This window comes from Bradyrhizobium sp. 33ap4 (assembly GCF_032654765.1).
Classification (GTDB): Bacteria; Pseudomonadota; Alphaproteobacteria; order Rhizobiales; family Xanthobacteraceae; genus Bradyrhizobium; species Bradyrhizobium australafricanum.
On the sequence record NZ_JAUMTJ010000017.1, the window covers coordinates 14,852 to 37,715 of the forward strand.

A 22,864-nucleotide genomic window follows, 5' to 3' on the forward strand; every position below is an offset into this window, starting at 1 on the left:
CGGAATCTCGAGATTCCGGGTCTGGTGCTTGGCACCATCCCGGAATGACGAACTAGGCCAATCGGTACGTCCCGCCGATCACGGGATCGCCGTCCGTCGCCACGACGCCGCGTGCGACCAGGTCCTCCAGATGTGCCAGCACCGAATAGCCGGCGGCATTGGCGAGCCGCGGATCGAGCCCGATATAGATCGCCCGCACCATGGTCGGGATGTCGGCCTCGCCCTTGCCGAGACGATGCAGGATCGATGCCTCGCGCGCCCGGCGATGCCGCGCCAGGAAACGGACGTAACGCGGGCCTTCCGGAATCTCCGGGCCATGGCCGGAGAAATACAGCTGCTCGGGCCGCTGTTCCAGCCGCTCCAGCGAGGCCATGTAATCGATCATCGAGCCGTCCGGCGGCGCCACGATCGAGGTCGACCAGCCCATCACATGGTCGCCGACGAAATTGATGCTGCGCTCGGCCCAGGCGAACGCCAGATGGTTGGCGGTGTGGCCGGGGGTGGCGACCGCCTCCAGCGCAAAGCCAGCGCCCTCGATGACGTCGCCATGCTTGACCTGCACGTCGGGTCGGAAATCGCGGTCGGCGCCGGATTCCGGATTATGCTTTTCGCTCTCGAAGCGCGGCCGCGAGGCGCGGTGCGGCCCCTCGGCATAGACCGGCGCGCCGGTCGCGGCCTTGATCCGCGGCGTGTTCGGCGAATGGTCGCGATGGGTATGGGTGACCAGGATATGCGTCACGGTCTCGCCCTTGACCGCATCGAGCAGCGCCTTGGCATGCGCCTCGTCGTCGGGACCGGGATCGATGATCGCGACCTTGCCCTCGCCGACGATATAGCTGACCGTGCCCGTGAAGGTGAACGGGCTCGGATTGTTGCAGAGGACACGGCGAACGCCGGGGCGGACCTGTTCGACCACGCCGGGCTTCAGCGGAAAGTCGCGGTTGAACGGGATGTCGTCGTTGTCGGCCATGGGGATTTTCTCTGCATCGTCATTCCGGGATGGCCCGCAGGGCCAGACCCGGAATCTCGAAAGAAGGGAAAGGAACGCGGCACGAGATTCCGGGTTCGCGCCGTCCAAGTCGGCTGTTGCCGACTTAGACATTTAAAATCTGCCGAACTCGGGTAAACCTGAGTTCGGTTGGCGCGCCCCGGAATGACGAGCAAGCGCCCTTACGAGAACGCCTGGATGCCGGTGATCGCGCGGCCGAGGATCAGCGCATGGACGTCGTGCGTGCCCTCATAGGTGTTCACCGTCTCGAGGTTCGCGGCGTGACGCATCACGTGATACTCGATCTGTATGCCGTTGCCGCCGTGCATGTCGCGCGCCATGCGGGCGATGTCGAGCGACTTGCCGCAATTGTTGCGCTTGACGATCGAGATCATCTCAGGGGCCATCTTGCCCTCGTCCATCAGGCGGCCGACGCGCAACGAGGCCTGCAGGCCGAGCGCGATCTCGGTCTCCATGTCGGCGAGCTTCTTCTGCACCAGCTGGGTGGCGGCGAGCGGCCGGCCAAACTGCTTGCGGTCGAGCGTGTATTGCCGCGCGCGGTGCATGCAGTCCTCGGCAGCGCCCAATGCGCCCCAGGAGATGCCGTAGCGGGCGCGATTGAGGCAGCCGAACGGGCCCTTGAGGCCGGAGACGTTAGGCAGCAGCGCGCTTTCCGGCACCACCACATTGTCGAGCACGATCTCGCCGGTGATCGAGGCGCGCAGCGACAGCTTGCCGCCGACCTTCGGCGCCGACAGGCCCTTCATGCCCTTCTCGAGGATGAAGCCGCGGATCTGGTTGTCGTGCGCAGCCGACTTGGCCCACACCACGAACACGTCGGCGATCGGCGCGTTCGAGATCCACATCTTGGCGCCGTTGAGCTTGTAGCCGTCAGCGACCTTCTCCGCGCGGGTCTTCATGCCGCCGGGATCGGAACCGGCGTCCGGCTCGGTCAGGCCGAAGCAGCCGACCCATTCCCCGGTCGCAAGCTTGGGCAGATATTTCTTGCGCTGGTTTTCGTCGCCATAGGCGTAGATCGGATACATCACCAGCGACGACTGCACCGAGTTCATCGAGCGATAGCCGCTATCGACGCGCTCGATCTCGCGCGCCACGAGGCCATAGGCCACGTAGCTCGCATTGGCGCAGCCATACTCCTCGGGCAGCGTCACGCCGATCAGGCCGAGCTCGCCCATTTCGTTGAAGATCTCGCGGTCGGTTTTCTCTTCCAGATAGGCCTTGGTGACCCGCGGCAGCAGCTTGTCCTGCGCATAGGCCCGCGCAGTGTCGCGGATCAGGCGCTCGTCTTCGGTGAGCTGGTCGTCGAGCAGGAACGGATCATCCCACTGGAAGCTGGCGGCAGCCGGCTTGTCCTTGGCCTGGGGGCGCACGCTCATGAAACATCCTTTCGCATCGTCTATCGGAAATTGGCGGATAAATTAAAGCGCTATGCTGCGAAGCGCAATTGAATTGGGACCTTCGTCATTCCGGGGCGATGCGTCAGCATCGAACCCGGAATCTCGAGCTTCCGGGTTCGCGCTATCGCGCGCCCCGGAATGACAGTGCTAGGTCTCCAGCTTCTCGTTCGACACGATCTCGATGCCGAAACCTGACAATCCCTTGTAGTCATGCACCGACGAAGTCAGGTGCCGGATCGAGGTGACGCCGAGATCACGCAGGATCTGTGCGCCGACGCCGACCTCGCGCCACTGCCTGTGGCGATCGGCCTCCGCCGTCTTCTGCTCGCCAACCGGCTCGACCGGAACACCGGCGGCACCATCGCGCAGATATACCAGCACGCCGCGGCCGGCATCCTTGAAATGCCGCAGCACGGCTTCCATTCGCGCCGGCCCGGTGAACAGGTCTTTCACGATGTTCGGCTTGTGCAGCCGCGTCAGCACGTCCCGGCCGTCGCCGATGCCGTTATAGACGAAGGCGGCATGCATGATCTCGTCGAACGGCGAGCGATAGGCGTAGCCCTGCAGCGGGCCGATCGGGCTTTCGGTGGTGAAGGTCGCGACCCGTTCGATCAGCTTCTCGCGCGCCTGGCGATAGGCGATCATGTCCGCGATCGTGACATGCTTGAGCTTGTGGGCGGCGGCGAATTTGGCGACCTGCTCGCCCTTCATCACGGTTCCATCGTCGTTCATCAGCTCGCTGATGACGCCTACCGGCGGCAGGCCGGAGAGCCGGCACAGATCGACCGCCGCCTCGGTGTGGCCGGAGCGCAGCAGCACGCCGCCGTCGCGCGCGATCAGCGGGAAGATGTGGCCGGGACGCGCGAAATCATTGGCGCCGGCATTGGGATTGGCGAGCGCGCGGCAGCAGGAGGCGCGTTCCTCGGCCGAGATGCCGGTGCCACCATCGGGCTTGTAGTCGATCGAGACCGTGAAGGCAGTGGTGTGGTTGGACTCGTTGTGCGCCACCATCGGGTCGAGCCGCAGCCGGCGGGCATCCTCGGTGGTGATCGGCGCGCAGACGATGCCGGAGGTGTGGCGGATGATGAAAGCCATCTTCTCCGCCGTACAGAACGACGCCGCGACGATCAAATCGCCCTCGCCTTCCCGGTCGTCATCGTCGGTGACGACAACGAGTTCACCCTTCGCAAAGGCTTGCAGCACTTCCTGGATCGTATCGGCCATTGTCCTGACATCTCGCTATATGCAGGCAGTGGATTAGCCGGGTTCCGATGTCAGCGCCAGTATCATTATGCAACCCGCCATGCATCCGGCAGGGATACCAGGAGGGGAGATTTCACCTCTCCCAAAGGGAGAGGTCGGATCGCATCGCTCGATGCGATCCGGGTGAGGGGTTCAGCCCTCTCGTGGGACTCGAGCCCCCTCACCCGCTGCGCAAATCGACCTCTCCCCGATGGGGAGAGGTGATGGACAGCCTTGAGACCGGCGTTACGGCAGCACCTCGCGCCGGTCGCTGAGCTGGGCGTCCAGTTCGGCGCGCTTGTCGTCGAGCAGACCGGCGTCGGCCGCCTCGATCACGGAATAGAGCTCGCCGGCGTCGCTGAGCCGGGTCACCGTCACGTAGTCGGCGCCGGCGCTGTAGAGGTCGTCGACGCCGGTCAACAGGTCCGCGGTGGCAACGATCCGCGCGGTCGGATTGAGGGCGCGGACGTGGCGCACCAGCTTCTCATTGTCGGCGCCGACCAAGAGGAAATCCGGCACGCTCAGGATGATGATCTCGGCCTTGCCGATGCCGGCATGAACCAGGGTGTCGACATTGCTGATGTCGCCATAGATCACATGCATGCCGCGGTCGGACAGCGTGCGGAACACCAGCGGGTTGAAATCGATGACGCTGATCTGCTCGAGCAGCGACTGGTTCTGCCGCTCGATCTGGCTGATCAGCGCGCTCGCCGCGCGGAAAAAGCCGAGGATGACGATGCGCCGGATCTCGCCATGTCCGCCCTCGTGCCCGGCCTCGCCGCGGCCCTGGCCTTCCTGATCGAGGTCGCGCAGCCCGATCCGCTTCAACGGACCAATCAGGCCGCGCACGATCTGGTCGCTGCGTCCCATCGCGAAGGTCGAGAGCACCGCCAACACCACGAAGGCGAACGAGGCCGCACTCGCGGTTTCGGTTCCGATGTGGTTGGCGGCGACGCCGGTCTGGATCACGACCAGCGAGAACTCGGAGATCTGCGCCAGGTTGATCGCCGGCAGCAGGCTGGCGCGCAGGCCCTGCTTCATCAGATAGAGCGGCGTGAACGTCGTGATCAGGCGGCTCGCCACCGTGAAGGCCGCGATGACGAGCGCAAGCCAGATCACCGATAGGCCCGGAATCGGGATCGTCATGCCGAGCGCGACAAAGAACAGCGTGATGAAGAAATCCCGCAGCGTCGTGACCTTGGCGGTGACGTCGAGCGCATAGGGAAAGGTCGAGATCGAGACGCCGGCGACCAGCGAGCCCATCTCGCGCGACAGATGCAGCCGCTCGGCGATCTCGCCGATCAGGAAGCACCAGGCGAGCGCGCCGAGCAGCACGAGCTCGGGCCGCCGCGCGATCTGGTGGAACAGCCGCGGCAGCACGTAGCGGCTCAGCACCAGCGCGGTCGCGACCAGCACCGCGACGCGGGCAATCGACAACAGCACGACGCTGATCTGCAGATTGTCGAGGCTCGGCTGCACCGCCAGGAACAGGATCGCGAAGATGTCCTGCAGCACCAACACGCCGAGCGTGATGCGGCCCGGCAGCGTATCCAGCTCGCGCTTCTCGTAGAGCACCTTGACGATGATCACGGTCGACGACAGCGCGCAGGCGACGCAGAGATAGATCGCGTCGAACTTGCCGCCGCCGACCGCAAGCCCGATAGCGGCAAAGAACGCCACGCCGATCAGGCAGCCGCCGATCAGCTCGCCGGCTCCGGCGAACAGGATGACCTTGCCGGCACGGATGATCTTCTTGAGGTCGATTTCCAGCCCGATCATGAACAGCATGAAGATCAGGCCGAGCTCGGAGATGACGCTGATCGATTCCTGGGACTTGACCCAGCCCATGCCGAATGGACCAATGAAAAAGCCGGCGATAAGGTAGGCCAGTATCAGCGGTTGCCGGGAGAAATGGGCCAGCAGCCCAATCCCCCAGGCAAACAGGATACAGAGCGTGATATCGGGAATCAGTTCATGCATGCGTTCAAAGACTTCCTGTTGCCGCAACCTAGAGGGCCGGGCGTGAGGATCAACCGAGCAATGTGTCACATCCGCGCAGGCGGCATTTTTCTCGCAGTTTTGCTCTGCCTGCTCACCGTGCGCATGTCAGAGGCGCTAGCACAATCCTCGGCAAGTATTGAACAAAATTTCGCGAACTCGTTGATGGCGGTGCCATCGGAGGGCCTCACCGCCTCCGGTGCATTCTACGTGCCGGTGTATTCCAGCGTGTCGATGAGCCAGGGCAAGCTCAGGGCCGATTTTTCGGTGACGCTCAGCGTGCACAACGCCTCCGAGACGAAGCCGCTGGTGCTGAAGCGGATCGCCTATTTCGACACATCAGGCAAGATGGTGGAGAGCTACCTTAAATCGCCGGTCGCGCTAAAACCGTTTGCGACCGTCGAGGTCGCGATCGCCACGACCGATACCCGCGGCGGCACCGGCGCGAATTTCGTGGTCGATTGGGCGGCCGCCGGCGAGATCGCGGAACCGGCGGTCGAGGCCTTGATGGTCGGCAGTGTCGGCGCAGGGCACTACGCCTTCATCAGCCAGGGCCGGCCGATCCGGCCGGTCGGCAAGAACTAACCGCATGGAAGGCCGCTTGCCGCGGCCTTCTCAACGATAACAACACGGAGCGAAACGTCCATGTCCACCTCAGCCCAGTTCGACTTTACACCGCTACTCGCGGCCGGCCTGCCTGCCCCGGCCGCACGCTGGACCGGGCTCGCCAAATACAGCTTCGTCGGCGGCAACAACGATCCCGACCAGGTCCCGGTCGACGGGCTGCTGGAGGCGGTCAACGCCGTGTTGAAGCGCGAGGGCAGGAATCTGGCGACCTACAATCTCGCGCACGGGCCGCAGGGCTATCTGCCGCTGCGCCAGTTCCTGACCGAGAAGCTGAAGCGCGACGCCGGGATTGCCTGCACGCCGGACGAGATCATGATCGTCTCCGGCTCGCTGCAGGCGCTCGATCTTGTCAATCACACCTTGCTCGCCAAGGGCGATACCGTGCTGATCGAGCAGGAAACCTATCAGGGCTCACTGAACCGGCTGACACGGCTCGGCGTCAATGCGGTCGGCATTCCCCTCGATGGCGAGGGCATCAGGATCGATGCGCTGGCTGCGGCACTCGCCGATCACAAGCGGCGCGGCATCACGCCGAAATACATCTACACCATCCCGACAGTGCAGAACCCGACCGGCTCGATCCTTCCCGAGAGCCGCCGCGCCGAGATGCTGAAGCTGTCAAGGGAATACGGCGTGCCGATCTTCGAGGACGATTGCTATGCCGATTTGATCTGGAACGGCGAACGGCCGCCCGCGATCTATGCGATGAGCAAGCATGGCGGCGTGATCCATATCGGCTCGTTCTCCAAATCGATCGCGCCTGCGCTGCGGGTCGGCTTCATCGTCGCGCCCTGGGGGATCATGTCGCGAATGCTGCCGCTGAAGACCGACGCCGGCTCCGGCGCACTGGAGCAGATGGTGCTCGCGGAATATTGCGCACCGCATTTTTCGACCCATGTGCCGCGCCTGACCAAGGGCCTGCGCGCCAAGCTCGATACGCTGATGGAGGCGTTGAACGAGCAGTTCGGCACCGCGGCCGAATTCGAGGCGCCCAAGGGCGGCATCTTCCTCTGGGTCAAGCTGCCCGACAATGTCGACACGCTGAAGCTCTATCAGGCGGCGCTTGCCGCCGGCGTCTCGATCAATCCGGGACCGGAATGGTCGACCAGCAAGGCCCATTCCGGCAGCCGGCTCCGCCTCTGCTTCGCCAGCCCCTCGCACGAGCAGATCCGCGAGGGCGTTGCCGCGCTGGCCGAGGTGTGCCGCAAGGAGTTCGGCGTGCCGGCGCGCAGCAGCAATGTGGAGAAGCGCGGCTAGATCATGATGACTTTGCGCCGAAGCGAGTTGCGGACTCCGCTTCACCTCGCCCCGCGTGCGGGGAGAGGTCGGAACGCATCGTCAGATGCGTTCCGGGTGGGGGGAGCCTCCGCAACCTCAGCTATCACCGGATACGCGGAGGCAGCCCCTCACCCCAACCCTCTCCCCGTAAGAACGGGGCGAGGGAGCGCAGCGCGCTTGCGGTCGCCATTCGATCTGATCTCATCATGCTCTACCGATCTGCGCGCCTACCTCACCGAGAACGGCGCCTGATAGGGCCGGCCGAACGGCACGCCGTTGACCACGGTCTGCACCGGCTTCAGCAGCAGATTGCCGTCGCGCTTGTTGTTGCGGGTATCGACGAAGGAGACCGGGCCTTCGACGAGATCCATGATCGCGACGTCGCCGGGCGCGCCACGCTGCAGCGTGCCGACCTTCGGGGTCCGGTTGATGATCCGCGCCGGCGCCGAGGTCGCCATCGCCACCACCTGATCCAGCGACGAGCCCATCGCCAGGAACTTGCTCATCACGTTCGGCAGGAACGGAATGCCGGGCGAGTTGCCCGAGAAGACGTGGATGTCGGAGGAGATCGTATCGGGCGCGCAGCCGGCGGGGATCGCGACTTCGGCCACCGTGAAATCGAAGCTGCCGCCGCCATGGCCGACGTCGAACAGCACCCCGCGCTGCTTGGCCGCGAGCGCCGCCGGCAACAGCTTGCCCTCCTGCACGATATTGGTGAAAGCGCCGGACATGTTCGGCGCGCCGGAATATGCATGGGTCAGGATATCGCCCGGCCGAAGCAGATCGAGGATGTCGGACATCAGCTCCCTGGTCTCGACGCCGCCGATATGCACCATCATCCGCGCCGGCCAGCCGCACATCTCGCAGGCCTGAATGCCGCGCTTCAGCGGCTCGAGGCCATGCTTGAAGATGACGTTTTCCGACATCCGCACCTTGACCCCGATCAGGAAGTCGGGGTTCTCGGCCAGCGCCATCGCGCAGGCTTCGACCTGGGCGTTGTCGATGTTGTAGAGCTCGGCCACCGGGAATGCCGACAGGCCATTATTGGCGATGTGGACGAAGGCGTAGATCCGCGCCCGCGATTGCGCCACGATGAAGCGCCGCAGCGCCGCGAGGTTGTTGACGCCGGCGTCGCCCGCCGAGACGACCGTCGTGGTGCCCTGGAATTGCACCAGCTCGTCGGCGGGAATGCCGATCGCCGATCCGTACGGGTAGACGTGGCAGTGCAGATCGACCAGACCCGGCATCACGAGCTTGCCCGACGCGTCGATGGTCCTGGCGGCGCGAGCAGCCGGGATATCGTCTTCGATCGCCTCGATGATGCCCCAGCGGATGCCGATGTCGCGCTTGCCGCGCAGCGACTGGCTGGGATCGATGACATCGCCGTTCTTGATCACGAGGTCGAACTTGTCGTCCGGCCCCATCGCCGCAGCGGCCGGCCTCGCGATGGCTGCGGCAGCGGCCGATCCCGTCACTTTCAAAAAATCCCGGCGTGAAAATTCGCTCATGGCAACGTCCCCCCGAACATTGATTTTTATGGCGCGATGATGCGTCGGACGCAGCGGTTAGGCAAGGCCGGGAAAGCCGCCCGTGCGCTCGCTCATCGGTTGTGCGCACCAACACGCGACGGCAGCAGCGTTCGAGGCAGTTGCTGAACAAGTGTTCAGAAAACTCCTCTGGTTCCTGAGGAACGTTTCAATCTCCGTACGGTTTTCTCTTCGCTTATTTGAGGAGGATGAGATGAAAAAGATTGGCTTTGTTCTCGCGGCGGTTGGTGCGCTTGCGGTGGCCGTTCCGTCGATCGCGAGCGCCGAGACGGTCGTGATCAGACATGGCGGTCATCATCACTGGGACCGCGGCTGGGGCGCACGCGCCGAAATGCGCCATGACCGTGGCTGGCATCGCGGTTGGCATCATGGCTGGCATCACGGCCATGACCGGACGGTGATCATCAAACGTCATCACTACTAAGGACCGACACAACGGAAAATGGCTCCTCACGGAGCCATTTTCTTTTCTGCTTCCTCAGGGCCAGCGGCCTCAATCCCACGCCGGCGCAAACCCCGGATTGACGCAGCGCATGTCCTTGGGCAGCGCCGCAATCGCCTTGCGGTCCGCGTCGTCGAGCTTGACCTTCAGTGCGTCGAGATTGGCCTTTTGGCTTTCGGCGCGCGAGGCTTTCGGAATAGCCGCCACTCCATCCTGATCGAGCAGCCATTTCAGCGCCACCTGCGCCGCGGTCGCATCATGCTTGCTGCCGATTTTCGCCAGCGTCTCGTCGGTGGCGAAGCGGCCCTGGGCGAGCGGACAATAGGCCACCAGCGGGATCGATTTCGCGGCGAGATATTTGCGCACCGGCGTCTGGTCCAGCATCGCGTGATATTCGATCTGGTTGCAGGCGATCGGCGCCTTGATGTCCTCGACCACGGTCTTGAGCAGCGCGGTGGTGAAATTGGCGACGCCGATCGCGCGGGTGCGGCCTTCCTCCCTCAGCTTCATCAGCGTCTCGAAGACGGCAGGCAGCTTCATACTCCGCGACGGCCAGTGCACCAGATAGAGATCGACGTGATCGAGCCGCAGCTTCTTCAGGCTGGCGTCGAACGCTGTCCGGATCGCATCCGGCGCCAGGTTCTCGTGCCAGACCTTGGTGGTCACGTGCAGGTCCCTGCGCGCGACATTCGAGGCAGCGATCGCCGCCCCGATCGCCTCTTCATTGCCGTACATCTCGGCGGTGTCGATATGCCGATAGCCGAGCCCAAGCGCGCTCTCGACCGCCGCGCGGCAGGTATCGCCCTGCATGCGGAAGGTGCCGAGCCCGAGCTGCGGCAGGCTGATGCCCTGTGTCTGCAGATTTTCCATGGATAGCTCCTGACGCGTGGGACGCCGATGCCATCGACGACGTCACGCCAGCAAATCGTTTCGTGGGAATGAAATTGGCAGGAATGCCGACACGCAGTCTGCCCGCAAACCGGGCCCTCGGGCAAGACGCCGGCAATCAAGATGTCGCGACGGATCAGAGACGGCGCTAGATGTGCTGCGCCATGATCTGGCCGGGCCGCGCGTCCGGCCGCGGCTCGATATCGACCGACCAGAGGTCGTGGTTGTCGACGTCCTTCAGCGTCACCGTCATCACGCCGGTCTTGCCGTCGATGTCGACGCGGCCGAAGAATTGCAGCCCGAAGCACGGCGCGAGATTGTCGCCCTGCTCGGCCGAGCAGCCCTTCTGGTACATCGCCTTCGGGCCAAAGGTGTTGTCGAGCTCGCCCGGCGACCAGGTGCCGGCATGCAGCGGACCGGAGACGAACTCCCAGAACGGCTCGAACTCCTGGAACACCGCGCGGTTCGGATCATAGTGATGCGCGGCGGTGTAGTGCATGTCGGCGGTGAGCCACACCGTGTTGCGGACCCCGGCGCGCTTCATGAAGGACAACAGATCGGCGATCTCGTGCTCGCGCCGCGCGGGCGGCCCGTCGCCGAGCGCGACCGCATCGAGGCTGACGAGGCCGATCGGCAGATCCGCCGCGATCACCTTCCAGACAGCATCCGACGCCACCAGCTCCCGCTTCAGCCAGGCGAGCTGGCTCTGGCCGAGGATGCAGGCGTGGTCCGGATCGCCCTGCTTGTTCCAGCTGGAATCGCGATAGGAGCGCATGTCGATGATGAAGACGTCGAGCAGCGGCCCGTAGGGAATCTTGCGGTAGACGCGGCCATCGCGCTCCGGCATCAGCCGCATGGGCATGAATTCGTGGAAGGCGCGGCGTGCCCGTGCCACTAGGCGCGAGCTGCCGTCCGCCTCATAGCCGGTCGCATCGGTGGTGCCGAGTGGCGACCAGTCGTCGGCCACCTCGTGGTCGTCCCACTGCGCGAACATCGGCACCTCGGCGTGGAAGGCGCGGAAACTCTCGTCGAGCCAGTTGTATTTGTAGTTGCCGCGAAACTGATCGAGGCTCTGCGCGACGACGGATTTCTCCTCGGTGACGATGTTGCGCCAGATCTCACCGTTTGGGAGTTTCTGCTCCGACGGCACCGTGCAATCGGCGTAGATGTGATCGCCGGAATGGATGAAGAAGTCCGGACGCTCGTCCAGCATGGTGCGGTAGCTGCGCAAGCCGCCGCGCGCGGGGTCGATGCCCCAGCCCTGCCCGACGACGTCGCCGGACCAGACGAACGAGACGGGACGCCGGTCGGCCGGCGCGGTTCGGAAATGGCCGACCCGGCTTTCGCCTGATGTGCCCTCGCGGTCCTCGAAGCGCACGCGATAGAACAGGTCCTGGCCCGGCGGCAGGCCGTCGAGCAGCAGCTTGGCGGTGAAGTCGCGCTCGGGCAGCGCATCGGCGGACACGGTGCGCAGGATGCTGGCGAAGCTTTCGACCGCGGCGCATTCGATGTGCATCCGCGCGGCGCGATCGGCGCGCGCCCAGATGACAGCGGAATCGCTTGCCACGTCGCCGGACTGGATGCCCGCAATCGCGGGCCGATCCGCGGCGCGGCTCAGATACGGTCTTGCCAGCGCGCCGAATCCCGCCAGCGCCGCGGTCGACGCCGAGCGCACCAGAAGCTGGCGCCGGGTGAGGCCTCGCCGCCTCGCGGAGTTCGCTGTCGGCATCGAATAACCTTCGTCGAATCGCAACGAAGGTTTTGCCTGCGCTCCTTGACTCCGGCCTTACGGTTTCTTGACTCTCCGCCGACGGTTTTGCGACGGCGGGATGACTCGGGGGCGGCTGCTGGGACGGCGGCCCCGGATATCGAGCGCTCAAGCACCAAACCCGTCATCCTGAGGAGGTCGCGAAGCGGCCGTCTCGAAGGATGAACGGCCCGTCCGTGGCCGATCCATCCTTCGAGGCTCGCTTCGCTCGCACCTCAGGATGACGGGTCAAGGATTGACGCACTTCGAGAAAGCAGAGGCGCGAGAGCGCCGCCTCACCGATGCCAGTTGCAGATGCCGCCGGTGCGGCACGGCCAGGTCTGGATCCGTGTGTCACGGGCCTCCGCATCAAGCGGGTTCGAGTGGCGGCGCGCGAGCTTGGCACGGGCGGGCACGCGCGCTTCCGCGCGCTTCTTCTCGTGCGGCGCGGTCACCCTGGTGGTCCGAACGGCTTTCTTCGGCGCGACTTTCGGCTCCTCGACCTGCGGCTCGACATTCGCATGCTGATCGGGGCCATGGTCGGTCTTCGCCTCGACCGGAACGGGCTCGAACTGCGCCGGCGGGCCAAGCGGCTTCGGCGACAACACTGCGCGTGAAAGATCGAGGCTGAAGAACTCGCTGGGGCGATACTCGTCAGCCAACGCCACGCCGCCCAAAGCCAGGCACGCGGTACAAACGGTTGCAACAAAAGCGTTTTTCAGGACCATCAAACGGCCTCCTGAAATCACTCGAACAGACAGCCATCATGTAGGGGCTCGGGCGTACGAATCCAGCCACCGCTTGCAGGCAGGGTTGCCGGTCAACCAGGGCGGCTGTGGAAAGTTCCCCGGCCTTACTCCGCCGCCTGCGCCAGCGGCTGGCTGATCGCGCGCTCCAGCCGAGCGCATTCGGTGCGGTAGCGGGCGACGTTGCCCTCCTTGATGTGGCCATAACCACGCACGAGCTCCGCAGCCTTCGCCAGCGCCACGAGGCGCGGCAAGTCGAGCGGCTTCTTGCCGTCGAGGTGACGCAGGATCATCGCCGAATACTCGACCGGCAATGCGCGCTCCATCTTGCGCTCGGCGGTATAGCCGAAGATGTCGAAGGCGGTGCCGCGCAGGCCCTTCAGCCTTGCGAGCATGCCGAACGCCGTGAAGATCCACGGACCGAATTCACGCTTCTGCAGCCGCCCGGTGACGGGATCGCGCTGGGCCAGCAGCGGCGGCGCCAGCAAGACCTTCAAGCCGGAATTGCCTTGGAATTGTTCCCTCAAGGCCTTGCTGAACTCGCCGTCGGAATAGAGCCGCGCGACTTCGTATTCATCCTTGTAGGCCATCAGCTTGAACAGGCCCTTTGCGAAGGCCTCCGTCAGGTCCTGCGAGCCCGGCGCGGCCGCCGCCTCGGCGGTGCGGACGCGCGCTACATCGTCGAGATAGCGCCTGGCGTAGGCCGCGTCCTGATAGTCGGTGAGGAATTTGGCGCGGAACGCGATCGCCTCATCAAGCGTCTTCTTGGCCGGCGCGGCGCCGGCGCTCTTGAAGCGTGCGGCGCTGACCACGCGTTGCAGATCATGCGCGGCGAGCCGGCCCCACGAGAACGCGGTCTTGTTCATCTCGATGGCGGCGCCGTTGAGCTCGATCGCCTTCAGGATCGCTTCCAGCGACAGCGGGATCGCGCCGCGCTGAAAGGCAAAGCCGAGCATGAAGGCGTTGGTGGCGATGCTGTCGCCCATCAGCGCGGTGGCAAGCCCGGTGGCATCGAGGATATCGAGGTCGCCAGGCGTCACCGCGCCGTTTAGCGCGTCGCGCATCGAGCTGGCTTCGAAGTCGATATCGGGATCGATCACGAAGCTCGCGGTCGGCAAGAGATCGGCGTTGACCACGGCGCGGGTGACGCCGCGCTCGGCGCGGCTCAGCGCCGGCACGCTGGTGGCGACGACGAGGTCGCAGCCGAGGATCAGGTTGGCATTGCCCGGTGCGATGCGCACCGTGGTCAGCATGTCGGAGGCGGGCGCGAGCCGGACATGGCTCATCACGGCGCCGTTCTTCTGCGACAGGCCGGTGAAGTCGAGCGTCGAACAGGCGAGCCCCTCGACATGCGCGGCCATGCCGAGCAGCGCGCCGATGGTGATCACACCGGTGCCGCCGATGCCGGTGATCAGGATGTTGTAGGGATTGCTCAACGCGGCCACAGGCGGCGTCGGCAAGTCGGCGAACAACGCCTTGGGATCGGCGGCAGCGCGGTCCGCCTTGCGCAGCTTGGGGTCCTGCACCATCACAAAGCTCGGGCAAAAGCCCTCGATGCAGGAGAAATCCTTGTTGCAGTTCGACTGGTCGATGCGGCGCTTGCGGCCGAGTTCGGTCTCCAGCGGCTGCACCGAGACGCAGTTCGACGCCACCGAGCAGTCGCCGCAACCCTCGCAGACGCGCTCATTGATGAAGACGCGCTTGGCCGGATCGGGGAACAGCCCGCGCTTGCGGCGACGGCGCTTCTCGGCGGCGCAGGTCTGGTCGTAGATCAGGACGGTGAGGCCCTCGATCTCGCGCAGGATGCGCTGCACGGCATCGAGCTCGCGCCGATGATGAATGGTAGCGCCGGCCGGGAAATAATTGGCGGGATATTTGTCTGGATCGTCGGAGACGATCGCGAGCCGCTTGGTGCCCTCCGCCCAGACCTGGTGTGCGATCTGCGACACCGTAAAGCCGCCCTCGGCCGGCTGGCCGCCGGTCATCGCAACCGCATCGTTGTAGAGGATCTTGTAGGTGATGTTGACGCCGGCCGCGGCCGCTGCGCGCAGCGCCAGCAAGCCGGAATGGGTGTAGGTGCCGTCGCCGAGGTTCTGGAACACATGCTGTTCGCTGGTGAACGGCGCCTGCCCGATCCAGCTCACGCCCTCCGCGCCCATATGCGAGATGGTCTGGGTGTTGCGGTTCGGCACCGACAGCGCCATGCCGTGGCAGCCGATGCCAGCCATGGCGCGGCTGCCCTCGGGGATCTTGGTCGACGAGTTGTGTGGGCAGCCCGAGCAGAAATACGGCGTGCGCTGCAGCTTCGCGGTGCCCGTGCCCTCGGCGGGGCGATCGAACGCCTCGAGTTTTGCCAAACGCTGCTCCAGCAGCGGGCTGCGGTGACCGAGCCGGCGCAGCCGCGCCACCACGGCGGCGGCGACCATGGTCGGCGTCAGCTCGCCCTCGCTCGGCAGCAAGGGAGCGCCGCTCTCGTCGCGCTTGCCGACCACCGAGGGACGCTTGGAGGCGTCCATGTTGTAGAGGATGCGGACCAGCTGGTCCTCGATGAAGCCGCGCTTCTCCTCGACGACCAGCACATCCTGCAGGCCCTCGGCGAAGGCGCGCGCGCCGCGCGCTTCGAGCGGCCAGGTCAGCGCCACCTTGTAGATGCGCAGCCCGAGCGCCTGCGCATCGGCATCGGTGATGCCGAGATCGGCGAGCGCCTGGCGCAGATCGAGATAGGCCTTGCCGGTCGCCATGATGCCGAGCCGCGCCGGCTTCGAATCCAGCACGATGCGATCGAAGCGGTTGACGCGGGCGAAGGCCGCGACCGCCTCCATCTTGGGCCCGTGCAACCTGCGCTCGGCTTCGAGCGGCGGATCCGGCCAGCGGATCGAGAGCCCGTCCGGCGGCATCTCGAAATCGTCGGGCATGATGATCTTGATGCGATCGGGATCGCTGACGATCGAGGCCGAGCTTTCCACCGTCTCGGAGATCGCCTTGAAGCCGACCCAGCAGCCGGAATAGCGCGACAGCGCGAAGCCGAGGATGCCGAGGTCGAGATAATCCTGCAGCGTCGCCGGATTGACCACCGGCATCAGCGCCGAGGCGAACACCTGCTCGCTCTGATGCGCCAGGGTGGAGGATTGGCAGCCATGGTCGTCGCCGGCCAGCGCGATCACGCCGCCGTTCGGCGAGGTGCCGGCGGAATTGGCGTGCTTGAGCGCATCGAGCGAGCGGTCGACGCCTGGGCCCTTGCCGTACCAGATGCCGAACACGCCATCGACCTTGGCGCCGGGGAACATGCCGACCTGCTGGCTGCCCCACACCGCGGTCGCCGCCAGATCCTCGTTGAGGCCGGGGACGAAGGCGATGTCATGTTCCCTGAGGAAGGACTTCGCCCGCCACAGCGCGTGGTCGTACATGCCGAGCGGCGAGCCGCGGTAACCGGAGATGAAACCGGCGGTGTTCAGCCCGTGCGCGCGGTCGCGTTCGCGCTGCAACATGGGCAATCGGACCAGCGCCTGGGTACCGGAGAGGAAGATTCGTTTCGTGTCCAACCGGTACTTGTCGTCCAGTCCAACTTCCATCAACGCCATCAGTTTCACCGTCAGTCAGCCACGCCGGTCCGGACCGGTCTGATTATCTTCCGAAATGATCATGCATCAGCATGCACTGATTTTGTTATGCATGAACAGCCCCGTTCCATGGCCGCAGCACATATCTCATGTTGCGCATGCGAGGCCTTGTTGCGCTGCGAGGCCTTGTCGTTCTGCAAGGCCTTGCCGAACCCCGGCATCTTTGAAACGGTGGCGCGCAAAGGGAGACCAAGGATGATTACAGTCGAATCCGCATTCACGACGGAAATCGTGGAGAACGGCAATCTGCTGGTGGGTCCCTGGCGCAGCCCGAAGCAGATGCTGCAGGCCCAGACCTACGACTCCCACGCCTCGATTCACGACGATGCAACGGCGCAGAAGCTCGGCTTTCGCGGCGGCACGATCGAGGGACCGACCCATTTCAGCCAGTTCGCGCCGCTGTGCGAGCGGATCTGGGGCCGCGCCTGGTTCATCACTGGCTGCCTATCCGCGCATTACCGCAACCCGGTGTTCGAAGGCGAAGAGGTGCAGGCCCAGATCGAGAAGCCGAAGCCGGGCCAGACCGTTTGCACGATCGGGATGATCAAGCGCGACGGCACCGAGATCCTGCGCGGCACCGCCTCGATCGATGGCAACGGCAGCGAGACGGCGCTCAGCCACCGGCTCGGCGAATTGAAGCCGCTGACCGATCCCGTGATCCTCGCCGACATCAAGGTCGGCATGAAGACGCCGCGGCAGGCGATCAAGATGGATTTCGACCAGAACATGGGCGATCTCTATCCATTTTCGCTGGCCGAAAAGCTCAAGGTGATCACCGAGCCTTCGGATTATTATTCGCTGGAGCACAATCCCTGGGGCCGCGCCATCATCCCGATGGAGATGCTGAGCGTGCTGTTCCAGTACCGCGCGCGCGAGGACCGCCTGCCGGTCCGCGGCCCCGCCGTCGGGCTGTTCGCCGACCAGGAGATCCGTCTTCTGCGCGGGCCGCTCTTCCCCGGCGAGACCTATTGGGTCGAGCGCGAGGTCGTGGCGCTTTCCGGCAGCAAGCGCACCGAGAGCATGTGGGTGCGCTCGACCGTGTTCGATGCCGACAACGCGGTGGTCGCAACGATGCTGCTCAACGGCGCCAGCATGAAGGACTCCTACGCCAACTACGAAAGCGAGCACAAAGCCCTCTACGGCTGAAACGACAGCCGCCTCTTCCGCAAGCCGCCGAAACAAGGACAACAACAATGGCCCGCCTGCCCTATCTCGAAGCCGATCAGGTCGCCCCCGAATATCGTGACATGCTCAAGCGCAACACCAATCTGCACAAGCTGCTGGTGAACTCGCCGGACATGGCGCGCGCCTTCAACGGCGTCGGCGGCTATATCCGCTTCAAGAGCAAGCTCGATCCGCGCTTACGCGAACTCGCGATCCTGCAGGTCGGCTGGCTCGAGCAGTCGGAATACGAATTCACCCACCATGTGAAGATCGGCAAGGAGTTTGGCGTCACTGACGAGGATATAAAGGGCCTGATCGCGGAGACCAGTGGCCAGCCGTCGAAGCTCGAGCCGCTGGCAAAGGCGATCCTCAAGGGCGCCCGCGAGATGGTGCGCGAGCTCGCGATGTCGGAGGCGACCTTCGCCGAGATCAAGCAACATCTCTCCGACGAGCACATGACCGATCTCGTGCTGACGATCGCATTCTACTGCGCCGTGGTGCGGGTGCTCGCCACCATGCAGATCGACAACGAACCTTACTACAAGGAGGTACTGCAGCAGTACCCGCTACAGGGAGTGAAGTGAGATGCGCCTGCAAGATCGCGTCGCCATCGTCGTCGGTGCAGGCCAAAGCCCCGGCGAGGGCATCGGCAACGGCCGCGCCACCGCGCTGACCTTCGCGCGCGAAGGCGCCAGGGTGCTGTGCGTCGATTACAATCTGGCTTCGGCGCAGGAGACGGTCGACCTGATCGCGGCCAAGGGCGGGACTTCAGTCGCCTTCAAGGCCGACGTCACCAAAAATGCTGACATCAAGGCGATGGTGGCGGACGCACATGGCCGCTGGGGCAGTGTCGACATCCTGCACAACAATGTCGGCGTCAGCCTCTCCGGCGGCGATGCCGAACTGCTTGATATCACCGAGGAGGCGTTCGACCGCTGCGTGGCGATCAATCTGAAGAGCTGCATCCTCGCCGCCAAGCATGCGATCCCGATCATGCGCGCGCAGCAGCGCGGCTCGATCATCAACATCTCGTCGATGGCCGCGATCACGACCTATCCCTACGTCGCCTACAAGGCGACCAAGTCGGCGATGATCGCCTTCACCGAACAGCTCGCCTACCAGAATGCGCAATATGGCATTCGCGCAAACGTGATCCTGCCGGGATTGATGAACACGCCGATGGCGGTGGACACCCGCGCCCGCGAATTCAAGAAGAGCCGCGCCGAGGTCGAGGCCGAGCGCGACAGCAAGGTGCCGCTGCGTCACAAGATGGGCACCGGCTGGGACGTCGCCAATGCCGCGCTGTTTCTCGCCTCCGATGAAGCAAACTTCGTGACCGGCGTCACGTTGCCGGTCGATGGCGGCGCAAGTGTGCGGCGCGGTTAATCGAGACGATTAACCTGTGTGACAATTTGGGATTAATCACTGTGACGAAATCACGCGTTATTGCGCCGCAATGATTCGAAAAAATTGAAGTATTCCAATGACACGGCGATGTGACGACGCGTCCACATAAATCGAAATCCTGACTCGTTGTGGTCGCACGAAATTCATCTGCGCTCTGTATCTCGCACGCCAAGAACTTCTGGAGTGCCTGGACCGATGAGCGAAGAATTCGAACTCAGACCCGATCAGTGGGATGCGCTGAAAGCGTTGCGGGCTCCCGCAGCAAACCCTTCACGGCTGAACAGGTTCGCCGTCGAAAGCCTGATCACGCTCGGCTATGTCGCCGTGCGCGGCGATTCGTTTGAGCTGACGCCCGCGGGCCGCAAGGTGCTGGTCCGCGGTTCATCACAATTGCTGCTCGATATCGCAGCCTGATTCCGTTCGAAGCTGACACGAACGAGAGCTTCAGTTTTGATTGAATCAAAGCTGAAGCTCTCGTTTTTTTGTCTTGCCGCGTTTTCTTCACGCGAACCGGTATCCACTTCGCTCGAAAACGCTCTGCACACGCGGCATCATGCCGCGTGTGCTTTTCCAGGGATGGTCGTCTCGCCGTGCTGCGTCAGCGGCTTCATCCCGGTGAGGCTGCGCAGCAGCACGTAGAACACCGGCGTCAGGAACAGGCCGAACACCGTGACGCCGATCATGCCGGAGAACACCGCAACCCCCATCGCGCGCCGCATCTCCGAGCCCGCGCCGGTCGACAGCACGAGCGGCAGCACGCCCATGATGAAGGCCATCGACGTCATCAGGATCGGTCGCAGCCTTAAGCGACTCGCCTCGATCGCGGCACGGATCGGTGACCGCCCGGCGAATTCGAGCTCGCGCGCGAATTCGACGATCAGGATGGCGTTCTTGGCCGACAATCCGACCAGCACGATCAGGCCGATCTGGGTGAAGACGTTGTTGTCGCCCTTCGACAGCCAGACCCCGAACATCGCGGCCAAGAGCCCCATCGGCACGATCATGATGATCGAGAGCGGCAGCGCCAGGCTCTCATAGAGCGCGGCGAGCACCAGGAACACCAGGAGGATCGCCAGCGGAAACACCCAGATTCCGGAGTTGCCGGCGATGAACTCCTGATAGGTCAGGTCGGTCCATTCGAAAGCGAATCCGGGCGGCAGCACTTCGGCCGCGATCCGCGTCGCCGCCTCCTGGGCCTGGCCGGAGGAATAGCCCGGCGCGGCAGCCGCGTTGATGTCCGACGACAGGAAGCCGTTGTAGCGGATCGCGCGTTCCGGACCCGCGCTCTGGCGGACCTTCAGCAACGCCGACAGCGGCACCATGTCGCCCGACGACGAGCGCACCTTCAACTGCCTGATGTCGTCGGCACGCGCGCGGAACGGCGCGTCGGCCTGCACATAGACCGAGTAGGTGCGGCCGAATTTGTTGAAGTCGTTCACATAGTAGGAGCCGAGATAGATCTGCAGCGTGTTGAAGACCTCCGTGACGGGCACGCCGAGTTGCAACGCCTTGGTACGGTCGATATCGGCGAACAGCTGCGGCACGTTGACCTGGAAGCTCGAGAACACGCCGGCAATCTCCGGCGCCTTCTGCATCGCCGCCATGAACGCCTTGGTCGCGTCGTTCAGCGCTTCATAGCCGAGGCCGGCGCGGTCCTCGATCTGCAGCTTGAAGCCGCCGATGGTGCCGAGGCCGTTGACCGGCGGCGGCGGGAACATGGCGATGAAGGCATCCTGGATGCCGGCATATTTCTTGTTAAGCGCCGCCGCGATCGCCGGACCGCTGAGCGAGGGATCCTTTCGCTCGTCGAATGGCTTCAAGGTCGAGAACACGATGCCGGCGTTGGAGGAGTTGGTGAAGCCGGAGATCGACAGGCCGGGGAACGCCACCGAGCTTTCGACGCCGGGCTGGGTCAGCGCGATGTCGCTCATCTTGCGGATCACTTCCTCGGTGCGGTCGAGCGTCGCGCCATCGGGCAGGCGGGCAAAGCCGACCAGATACTGCTTGTCCTGGCCCGGCACGAATCCGCTCGGCACCTGCTTGAACAGAACGCCGGTCAGGCCGATCAGCAGCACATAGAGGCCGATCACCACGGCCTTGCCGTAGATCACCTTGGTGACGGTGCGGCCGTAGTTCTCGGAGGACTTGGTGAAGACCTTGTTGAAGCCGCGGAAGAACCAGCCGAGCGACCTTTCCATGATCCGGGTCAGCCAGTCCTTCGGCTCGTGATGTCCCTTCAGCAGCAGAGCCGACAGCGCCGGCGACAGCGTCAACGAATTGATCGCGGAGATCACGGTCGAGATCGCAATCGTCAGCGCGAACTGCTTGTAGAACTGTCCGGTGAGGCCGGAGATGAAGGCGAGCGGCACGAACACCGCGATCAGGACCAGCGCGATCGCGATGATCGGGCCGGACACTTCGCGCATCGCCTGATTGGTGGCATCGCGCGGCGACAGGCCGGATTCGATGTTGCGCTCGACGTTCTCCACCACGACGATGGCATCGTCGACCACGATGCCGATCGCCAGCACCAGGCCGAACAGGCTGAGCGCGTTGATTGAGAAGCCGAACACATGCATCACCGCGAAGGTGCCGACGATCGACACCGGGACCGCGATCAGCGGAATGATCGAGGCACGCCAGGTCTGCAGGAACAGGATCACCACCAGCACGACAAGCGCGATCGCCTCGAGCAGCGTATGGATGACAGCCTCGATCGACGAACGCACGAATTGCGTCGGATCGTAGACGATCTGGTAGGATACGCCTTCCGGCATGTTCTTCTTGATCTCGGCCATCGTGGCGCGGACATGGTCGGAGATCTCCAGCGCATTCGACCCCGGCGCCTGGAAGATCGGGATCGCGACCGCCTGCTTGTTGTCGAGCAGCGAGCGCAGGCCGTATTCGGAGGCGCCGAGCTCGACCCGCGCGACGTCGCGCAGCCGCACCACCTCGCCAGCCGAACCTGTCTTCACCACGATGTCGCCGAACTGCTCCTCGGTCGAGAGCCGTCCCTCGGCGTTGACGGAGAGCTGGAGGTCAATGCCCTTGACGCTGGGCGAGGAGCCGACCACACCGGCGGCAGCCTCGACGTTCTGGGCCTGGATCGCGTGTACGACGTCGCTCGCGGTCAGCGAATGCTCGGCGGCTTTCTGCGGATCGACCCAGACCCGCATTGAATAGTCGCCGGCGCCATAGAGCTGGACGTCGCCGACGCCGTCGATCCGCGCCAGCCGGTCCTTGACGTTGAGTACCGCGTAGTTGCGCAGATACGTCATATCATAGCGGTTGTTCGGCGACAGCAGATGCACGACCATGGTGAGGTCGGGCGAGCTCTTCTTGGTGATGATACCGAGCTGGCGCACCACAGCCGGCAGGCGCGGCTCGGCCTGCTGCACGCGATTCTGCACCAGTTGGGTCGCCTTGTCGGGGTCGGTGCCGAGCCGGAACGTCACCGTCAGCGTCATCGCGCCGTCGGTGGTCGCCTGGCTCGACATGTAGAGCATGCCTTCGACGCCGTTGATCTGCTCCTCGATCGGGGTCGCGACCGTCTCGGCGATCACCTTCGGATTGGCGCCGGGATAGGTCGCGCGCACCACGACCGACGGCGGCACCACGTCGGGATATTCCGAGATCGGCATCGCCAGCAGCGAGATCAGCCCGGCCAGGAAGATCAGGATCGAAAGCACGCCGGCGAAGATCGGCCGGTCGATAAAGAATTTTGAGAGATTCATGGCTCCGCCCCCGCGTGC

At 64.4% G+C, this 22,864-nt stretch carries 17 protein-coding genes; 7 read left to right on the forward strand and 10 right to left on the reverse strand.

Going from position 1 to position 22,864, the window contains the following annotated elements; genetic code table 11:
- Positions 1 to 52: 52 nt before the first annotated feature.
- The 4 genes from Q2M23_RS14945 to Q2M23_RS14960 all read right to left on the reverse strand — a co-directional run bounded on the left by Q2M23_RS14945 (position 53) and on the right by Q2M23_RS14960 (position 5,628).
- Entirely contained in the window at positions 53 to 970 is a 918-nt protein-coding gene (locus Q2M23_RS14945) for an MBL fold metallo-hydrolase (RefSeq protein ID WP_057015202.1), read from the reverse strand.
- A gap of 200 nt (positions 971 to 1,170) precedes the next feature.
- The gene (locus Q2M23_RS14950; protein ID WP_028334515.1) at positions 1,171 to 2,385 is read right to left on the reverse strand and encodes an acyl-CoA dehydrogenase; all 1,215 of its coding nucleotides are present in this window, start codon (positions 2,383 to 2,385) and stop codon (positions 1,171 to 1,173) included.
- Between the two features lie 168 nt (positions 2,386 to 2,553).
- Positions 2,554 to 3,630, reverse strand: a complete 1,077-nt coding sequence (ribB, locus tag Q2M23_RS14955; protein WP_028334516.1) for a 3,4-dihydroxy-2-butanone-4-phosphate synthase — start codon at positions 3,628 to 3,630, stop codon at positions 2,554 to 2,556.
- A 264-nt stretch (positions 3,631 to 3,894) separates the two neighbouring features.
- Positions 3,895 to 5,628: a cation:proton antiporter gene (locus tag Q2M23_RS14960; RefSeq protein WP_316395978.1), complete on the reverse strand. Its 1,734-nt coding sequence runs from the start codon at positions 5,626 to 5,628 to the stop codon at positions 3,895 to 3,897.
- Positions 5,629 to 5,688: 60 nt separating this feature from the next.
- On the opposite strand from Q2M23_RS14960, the gene Q2M23_RS14965 reads away from it, so the two are divergent.
- Positions 5,689 to 6,231, forward strand: a complete 543-nt coding sequence (locus tag Q2M23_RS14965) for a DUF3124 domain-containing protein (RefSeq protein ID WP_410469728.1) — start codon at positions 5,689 to 5,691, stop codon at positions 6,229 to 6,231.
- A gap of 60 nt (positions 6,232 to 6,291) precedes the next feature.
- Entirely contained in the window at positions 6,292 to 7,530 is a 1,239-nt protein-coding gene (locus Q2M23_RS14970; protein WP_253587668.1) for a PLP-dependent aminotransferase family protein, read from the forward strand.
- 248 nt (positions 7,531 to 7,778) lie between these two features.
- Here the strand turns inward: Q2M23_RS14970 and Q2M23_RS14975 are convergent, their stop codons facing one another.
- A complete protein-coding gene (locus tag Q2M23_RS14975; protein WP_316395979.1) occupies positions 7,779 to 9,059 on the reverse strand; it encodes an amidohydrolase/deacetylase family metallohydrolase in 1,281 nt (426 codons plus the stop codon).
- A gap of 232 nt (positions 9,060 to 9,291) precedes the next feature.
- Between Q2M23_RS14975 and Q2M23_RS14980 the strand changes: the two genes are divergently transcribed.
- Positions 9,292 to 9,522: a hypothetical protein gene (locus Q2M23_RS14980; RefSeq protein ID WP_050387960.1), complete on the forward strand. Its 231-nt coding sequence runs from the start codon at positions 9,292 to 9,294 to the stop codon at positions 9,520 to 9,522.
- A 69-nt stretch (positions 9,523 to 9,591) separates the two neighbouring features.
- On the opposite strand, the gene Q2M23_RS14985 is transcribed toward Q2M23_RS14980, so the two are convergent.
- The 4 genes from Q2M23_RS14985 to Q2M23_RS15000 form a co-directional block, all read right to left on the reverse strand.
- Positions 9,592 to 10,410, reverse strand: a complete 819-nt coding sequence (locus Q2M23_RS14985; protein ID WP_057015422.1) for an aldo/keto reductase — start codon at positions 10,408 to 10,410, stop codon at positions 9,592 to 9,594.
- 166 nt (positions 10,411 to 10,576) lie between these two features.
- Positions 10,577 to 12,157 carry an alkaline phosphatase D family protein gene (locus Q2M23_RS14990; RefSeq protein ID WP_316395980.1) on the reverse strand — a complete coding sequence of 527 codons (1,581 nt, stop codon included), beginning with the start codon at positions 12,155 to 12,157 and terminating at the stop codon, positions 10,577 to 10,579.
- A gap of 314 nt (positions 12,158 to 12,471) precedes the next feature.
- Positions 12,472 to 12,903 carry a hypothetical protein gene (locus tag Q2M23_RS14995; RefSeq protein ID WP_200844543.1) on the reverse strand — a complete coding sequence of 144 codons (432 nt, stop codon included), beginning with the start codon at positions 12,901 to 12,903 and terminating at the stop codon, positions 12,472 to 12,474.
- Between the two features lie 125 nt (positions 12,904 to 13,028).
- Positions 13,029 to 16,502 carry an indolepyruvate ferredoxin oxidoreductase family protein gene (locus tag Q2M23_RS15000; protein WP_316395981.1) on the reverse strand — a complete coding sequence of 1,158 codons (3,474 nt, stop codon included), beginning with the start codon at positions 16,500 to 16,502 and terminating at the stop codon, positions 13,029 to 13,031.
- A gap of 234 nt (positions 16,503 to 16,736) precedes the next feature.
- On the opposite strand from Q2M23_RS15000, the gene Q2M23_RS15005 reads away from it, so the two are divergent.
- From Q2M23_RS15005 to Q2M23_RS15020, 4 genes are all read left to right on the forward strand, one after another.
- The gene (locus Q2M23_RS15005; protein ID WP_316395982.1) at positions 16,737 to 17,687 is read left to right on the forward strand and encodes a hypothetical protein; all 951 of its coding nucleotides are present in this window, start codon (positions 16,737 to 16,739) and stop codon (positions 17,685 to 17,687) included.
- 47 nt (positions 17,688 to 17,734) lie between these two features.
- Positions 17,735 to 18,289 (forward strand): carboxymuconolactone decarboxylase family protein, encoded by a 555-nt coding sequence (locus tag Q2M23_RS15010; RefSeq protein WP_057015427.1) that lies wholly within the window; start codon positions 17,735 to 17,737, stop codon positions 18,287 to 18,289.
- Position 18,290: 1 nt separating this feature from the next.
- On the forward strand, positions 18,291 to 19,091 hold the full coding sequence (locus Q2M23_RS15015; protein WP_316395983.1) for an SDR family NAD(P)-dependent oxidoreductase: 801 nt from the start codon (positions 18,291 to 18,293) through the stop codon (positions 19,089 to 19,091).
- Positions 19,092 to 19,307: 216 nt separating this feature from the next.
- On the forward strand, positions 19,308 to 19,526 hold the full coding sequence (locus Q2M23_RS15020) for a hypothetical protein (RefSeq protein ID WP_076828992.1): 219 nt from the start codon (positions 19,308 to 19,310) through the stop codon (positions 19,524 to 19,526).
- Between the two features lie 137 nt (positions 19,527 to 19,663).
- Here the strand turns inward: Q2M23_RS15020 and Q2M23_RS15025 are convergent, their stop codons facing one another.
- Entirely contained in the window at positions 19,664 to 22,846 is a 3,183-nt protein-coding gene (locus tag Q2M23_RS15025; protein WP_316395984.1) for a multidrug efflux RND transporter permease subunit, read from the reverse strand.
- Between the last annotated feature and the right edge of the window lie 18 nt (positions 22,847 to 22,864).

What these genes read in the sequence shown, in the direction of transcription:
- Q2M23_RS15020 (WP_076828992.1), top strand. Translation starts at nt 19,308, where the DNA reads ATGAGCGAAGAATTCGAACTCAGACCCGATCAGTGGGATGCGCTGAAA.
- ribB (WP_028334516.1), bottom strand. Translation starts at nt 3,630, where the DNA reads ATGGCCGATACGATCCAGGAAGTGCTGCAAGCCTTTGCGAAGGGTGAA.
- Q2M23_RS15025 (WP_316395984.1), bottom strand. Translation starts at nt 22,846, where the DNA reads ATGAATCTCTCAAAATTCTTTATCGACCGGCCGATCTTCGCCGGCGTG.
- Q2M23_RS14965 (WP_410469728.1), top strand. Translation starts at nt 5,689, where the DNA reads ATGTGTCACATCCGCGCAGGCGGCATTTTTCTCGCAGTTTTGCTCTGC.
- Q2M23_RS15005 (WP_316395982.1), top strand. Translation starts at nt 16,737, where the DNA reads ATGATTACAGTCGAATCCGCATTCACGACGGAAATCGTGGAGAACGGC.
- Q2M23_RS14970 (WP_253587668.1), top strand. Translation starts at nt 6,292, where the DNA reads ATGTCCACCTCAGCCCAGTTCGACTTTACACCGCTACTCGCGGCCGGC.
- Q2M23_RS14985 (WP_057015422.1), bottom strand. Translation starts at nt 10,410, where the DNA reads ATGGAAAATCTGCAGACACAGGGCATCAGCCTGCCGCAGCTCGGGCTC.
- Q2M23_RS14975 (WP_316395979.1), bottom strand. Translation starts at nt 9,059, where the DNA reads ATGAGCGAATTTTCACGCCGGGATTTTTTGAAAGTGACGGGATCGGCC.
- Q2M23_RS14950 (WP_028334515.1), bottom strand. Translation starts at nt 2,385, where the DNA reads ATGAGCGTGCGCCCCCAGGCCAAGGACAAGCCGGCTGCCGCCAGCTTC.
- Q2M23_RS15015 (WP_316395983.1), top strand. Translation starts at nt 18,291, where the DNA reads ATGCGCCTGCAAGATCGCGTCGCCATCGTCGTCGGTGCAGGCCAAAGC.
- Q2M23_RS14960 (WP_316395978.1), bottom strand. Translation starts at nt 5,628, where the DNA reads ATGCATGAACTGATTCCCGATATCACGCTCTGTATCCTGTTTGCCTGG.
- Q2M23_RS14990 (WP_316395980.1), bottom strand. Translation starts at nt 12,157, where the DNA reads ATGCCGACAGCGAACTCCGCGAGGCGGCGAGGCCTCACCCGGCGCCAG.
- Q2M23_RS14995 (WP_200844543.1), bottom strand. Translation starts at nt 12,903, where the DNA reads ATGGTCCTGAAAAACGCTTTTGTTGCAACCGTTTGTACCGCGTGCCTG.
- Q2M23_RS15010 (WP_057015427.1), top strand. Translation starts at nt 17,735, where the DNA reads ATGGCCCGCCTGCCCTATCTCGAAGCCGATCAGGTCGCCCCCGAATAT.
- Q2M23_RS14980 (WP_050387960.1), top strand. Translation starts at nt 9,292, where the DNA reads ATGAAAAAGATTGGCTTTGTTCTCGCGGCGGTTGGTGCGCTTGCGGTG.
- Q2M23_RS14945 (WP_057015202.1), bottom strand. Translation starts at nt 970, where the DNA reads ATGGCCGACAACGACGACATCCCGTTCAACCGCGACTTTCCGCTGAAG.
- Q2M23_RS15000 (WP_316395981.1), bottom strand. Translation starts at nt 16,502, where the DNA reads ATGGCGTTGATGGAAGTTGGACTGGACGACAAGTACCGGTTGGACACG.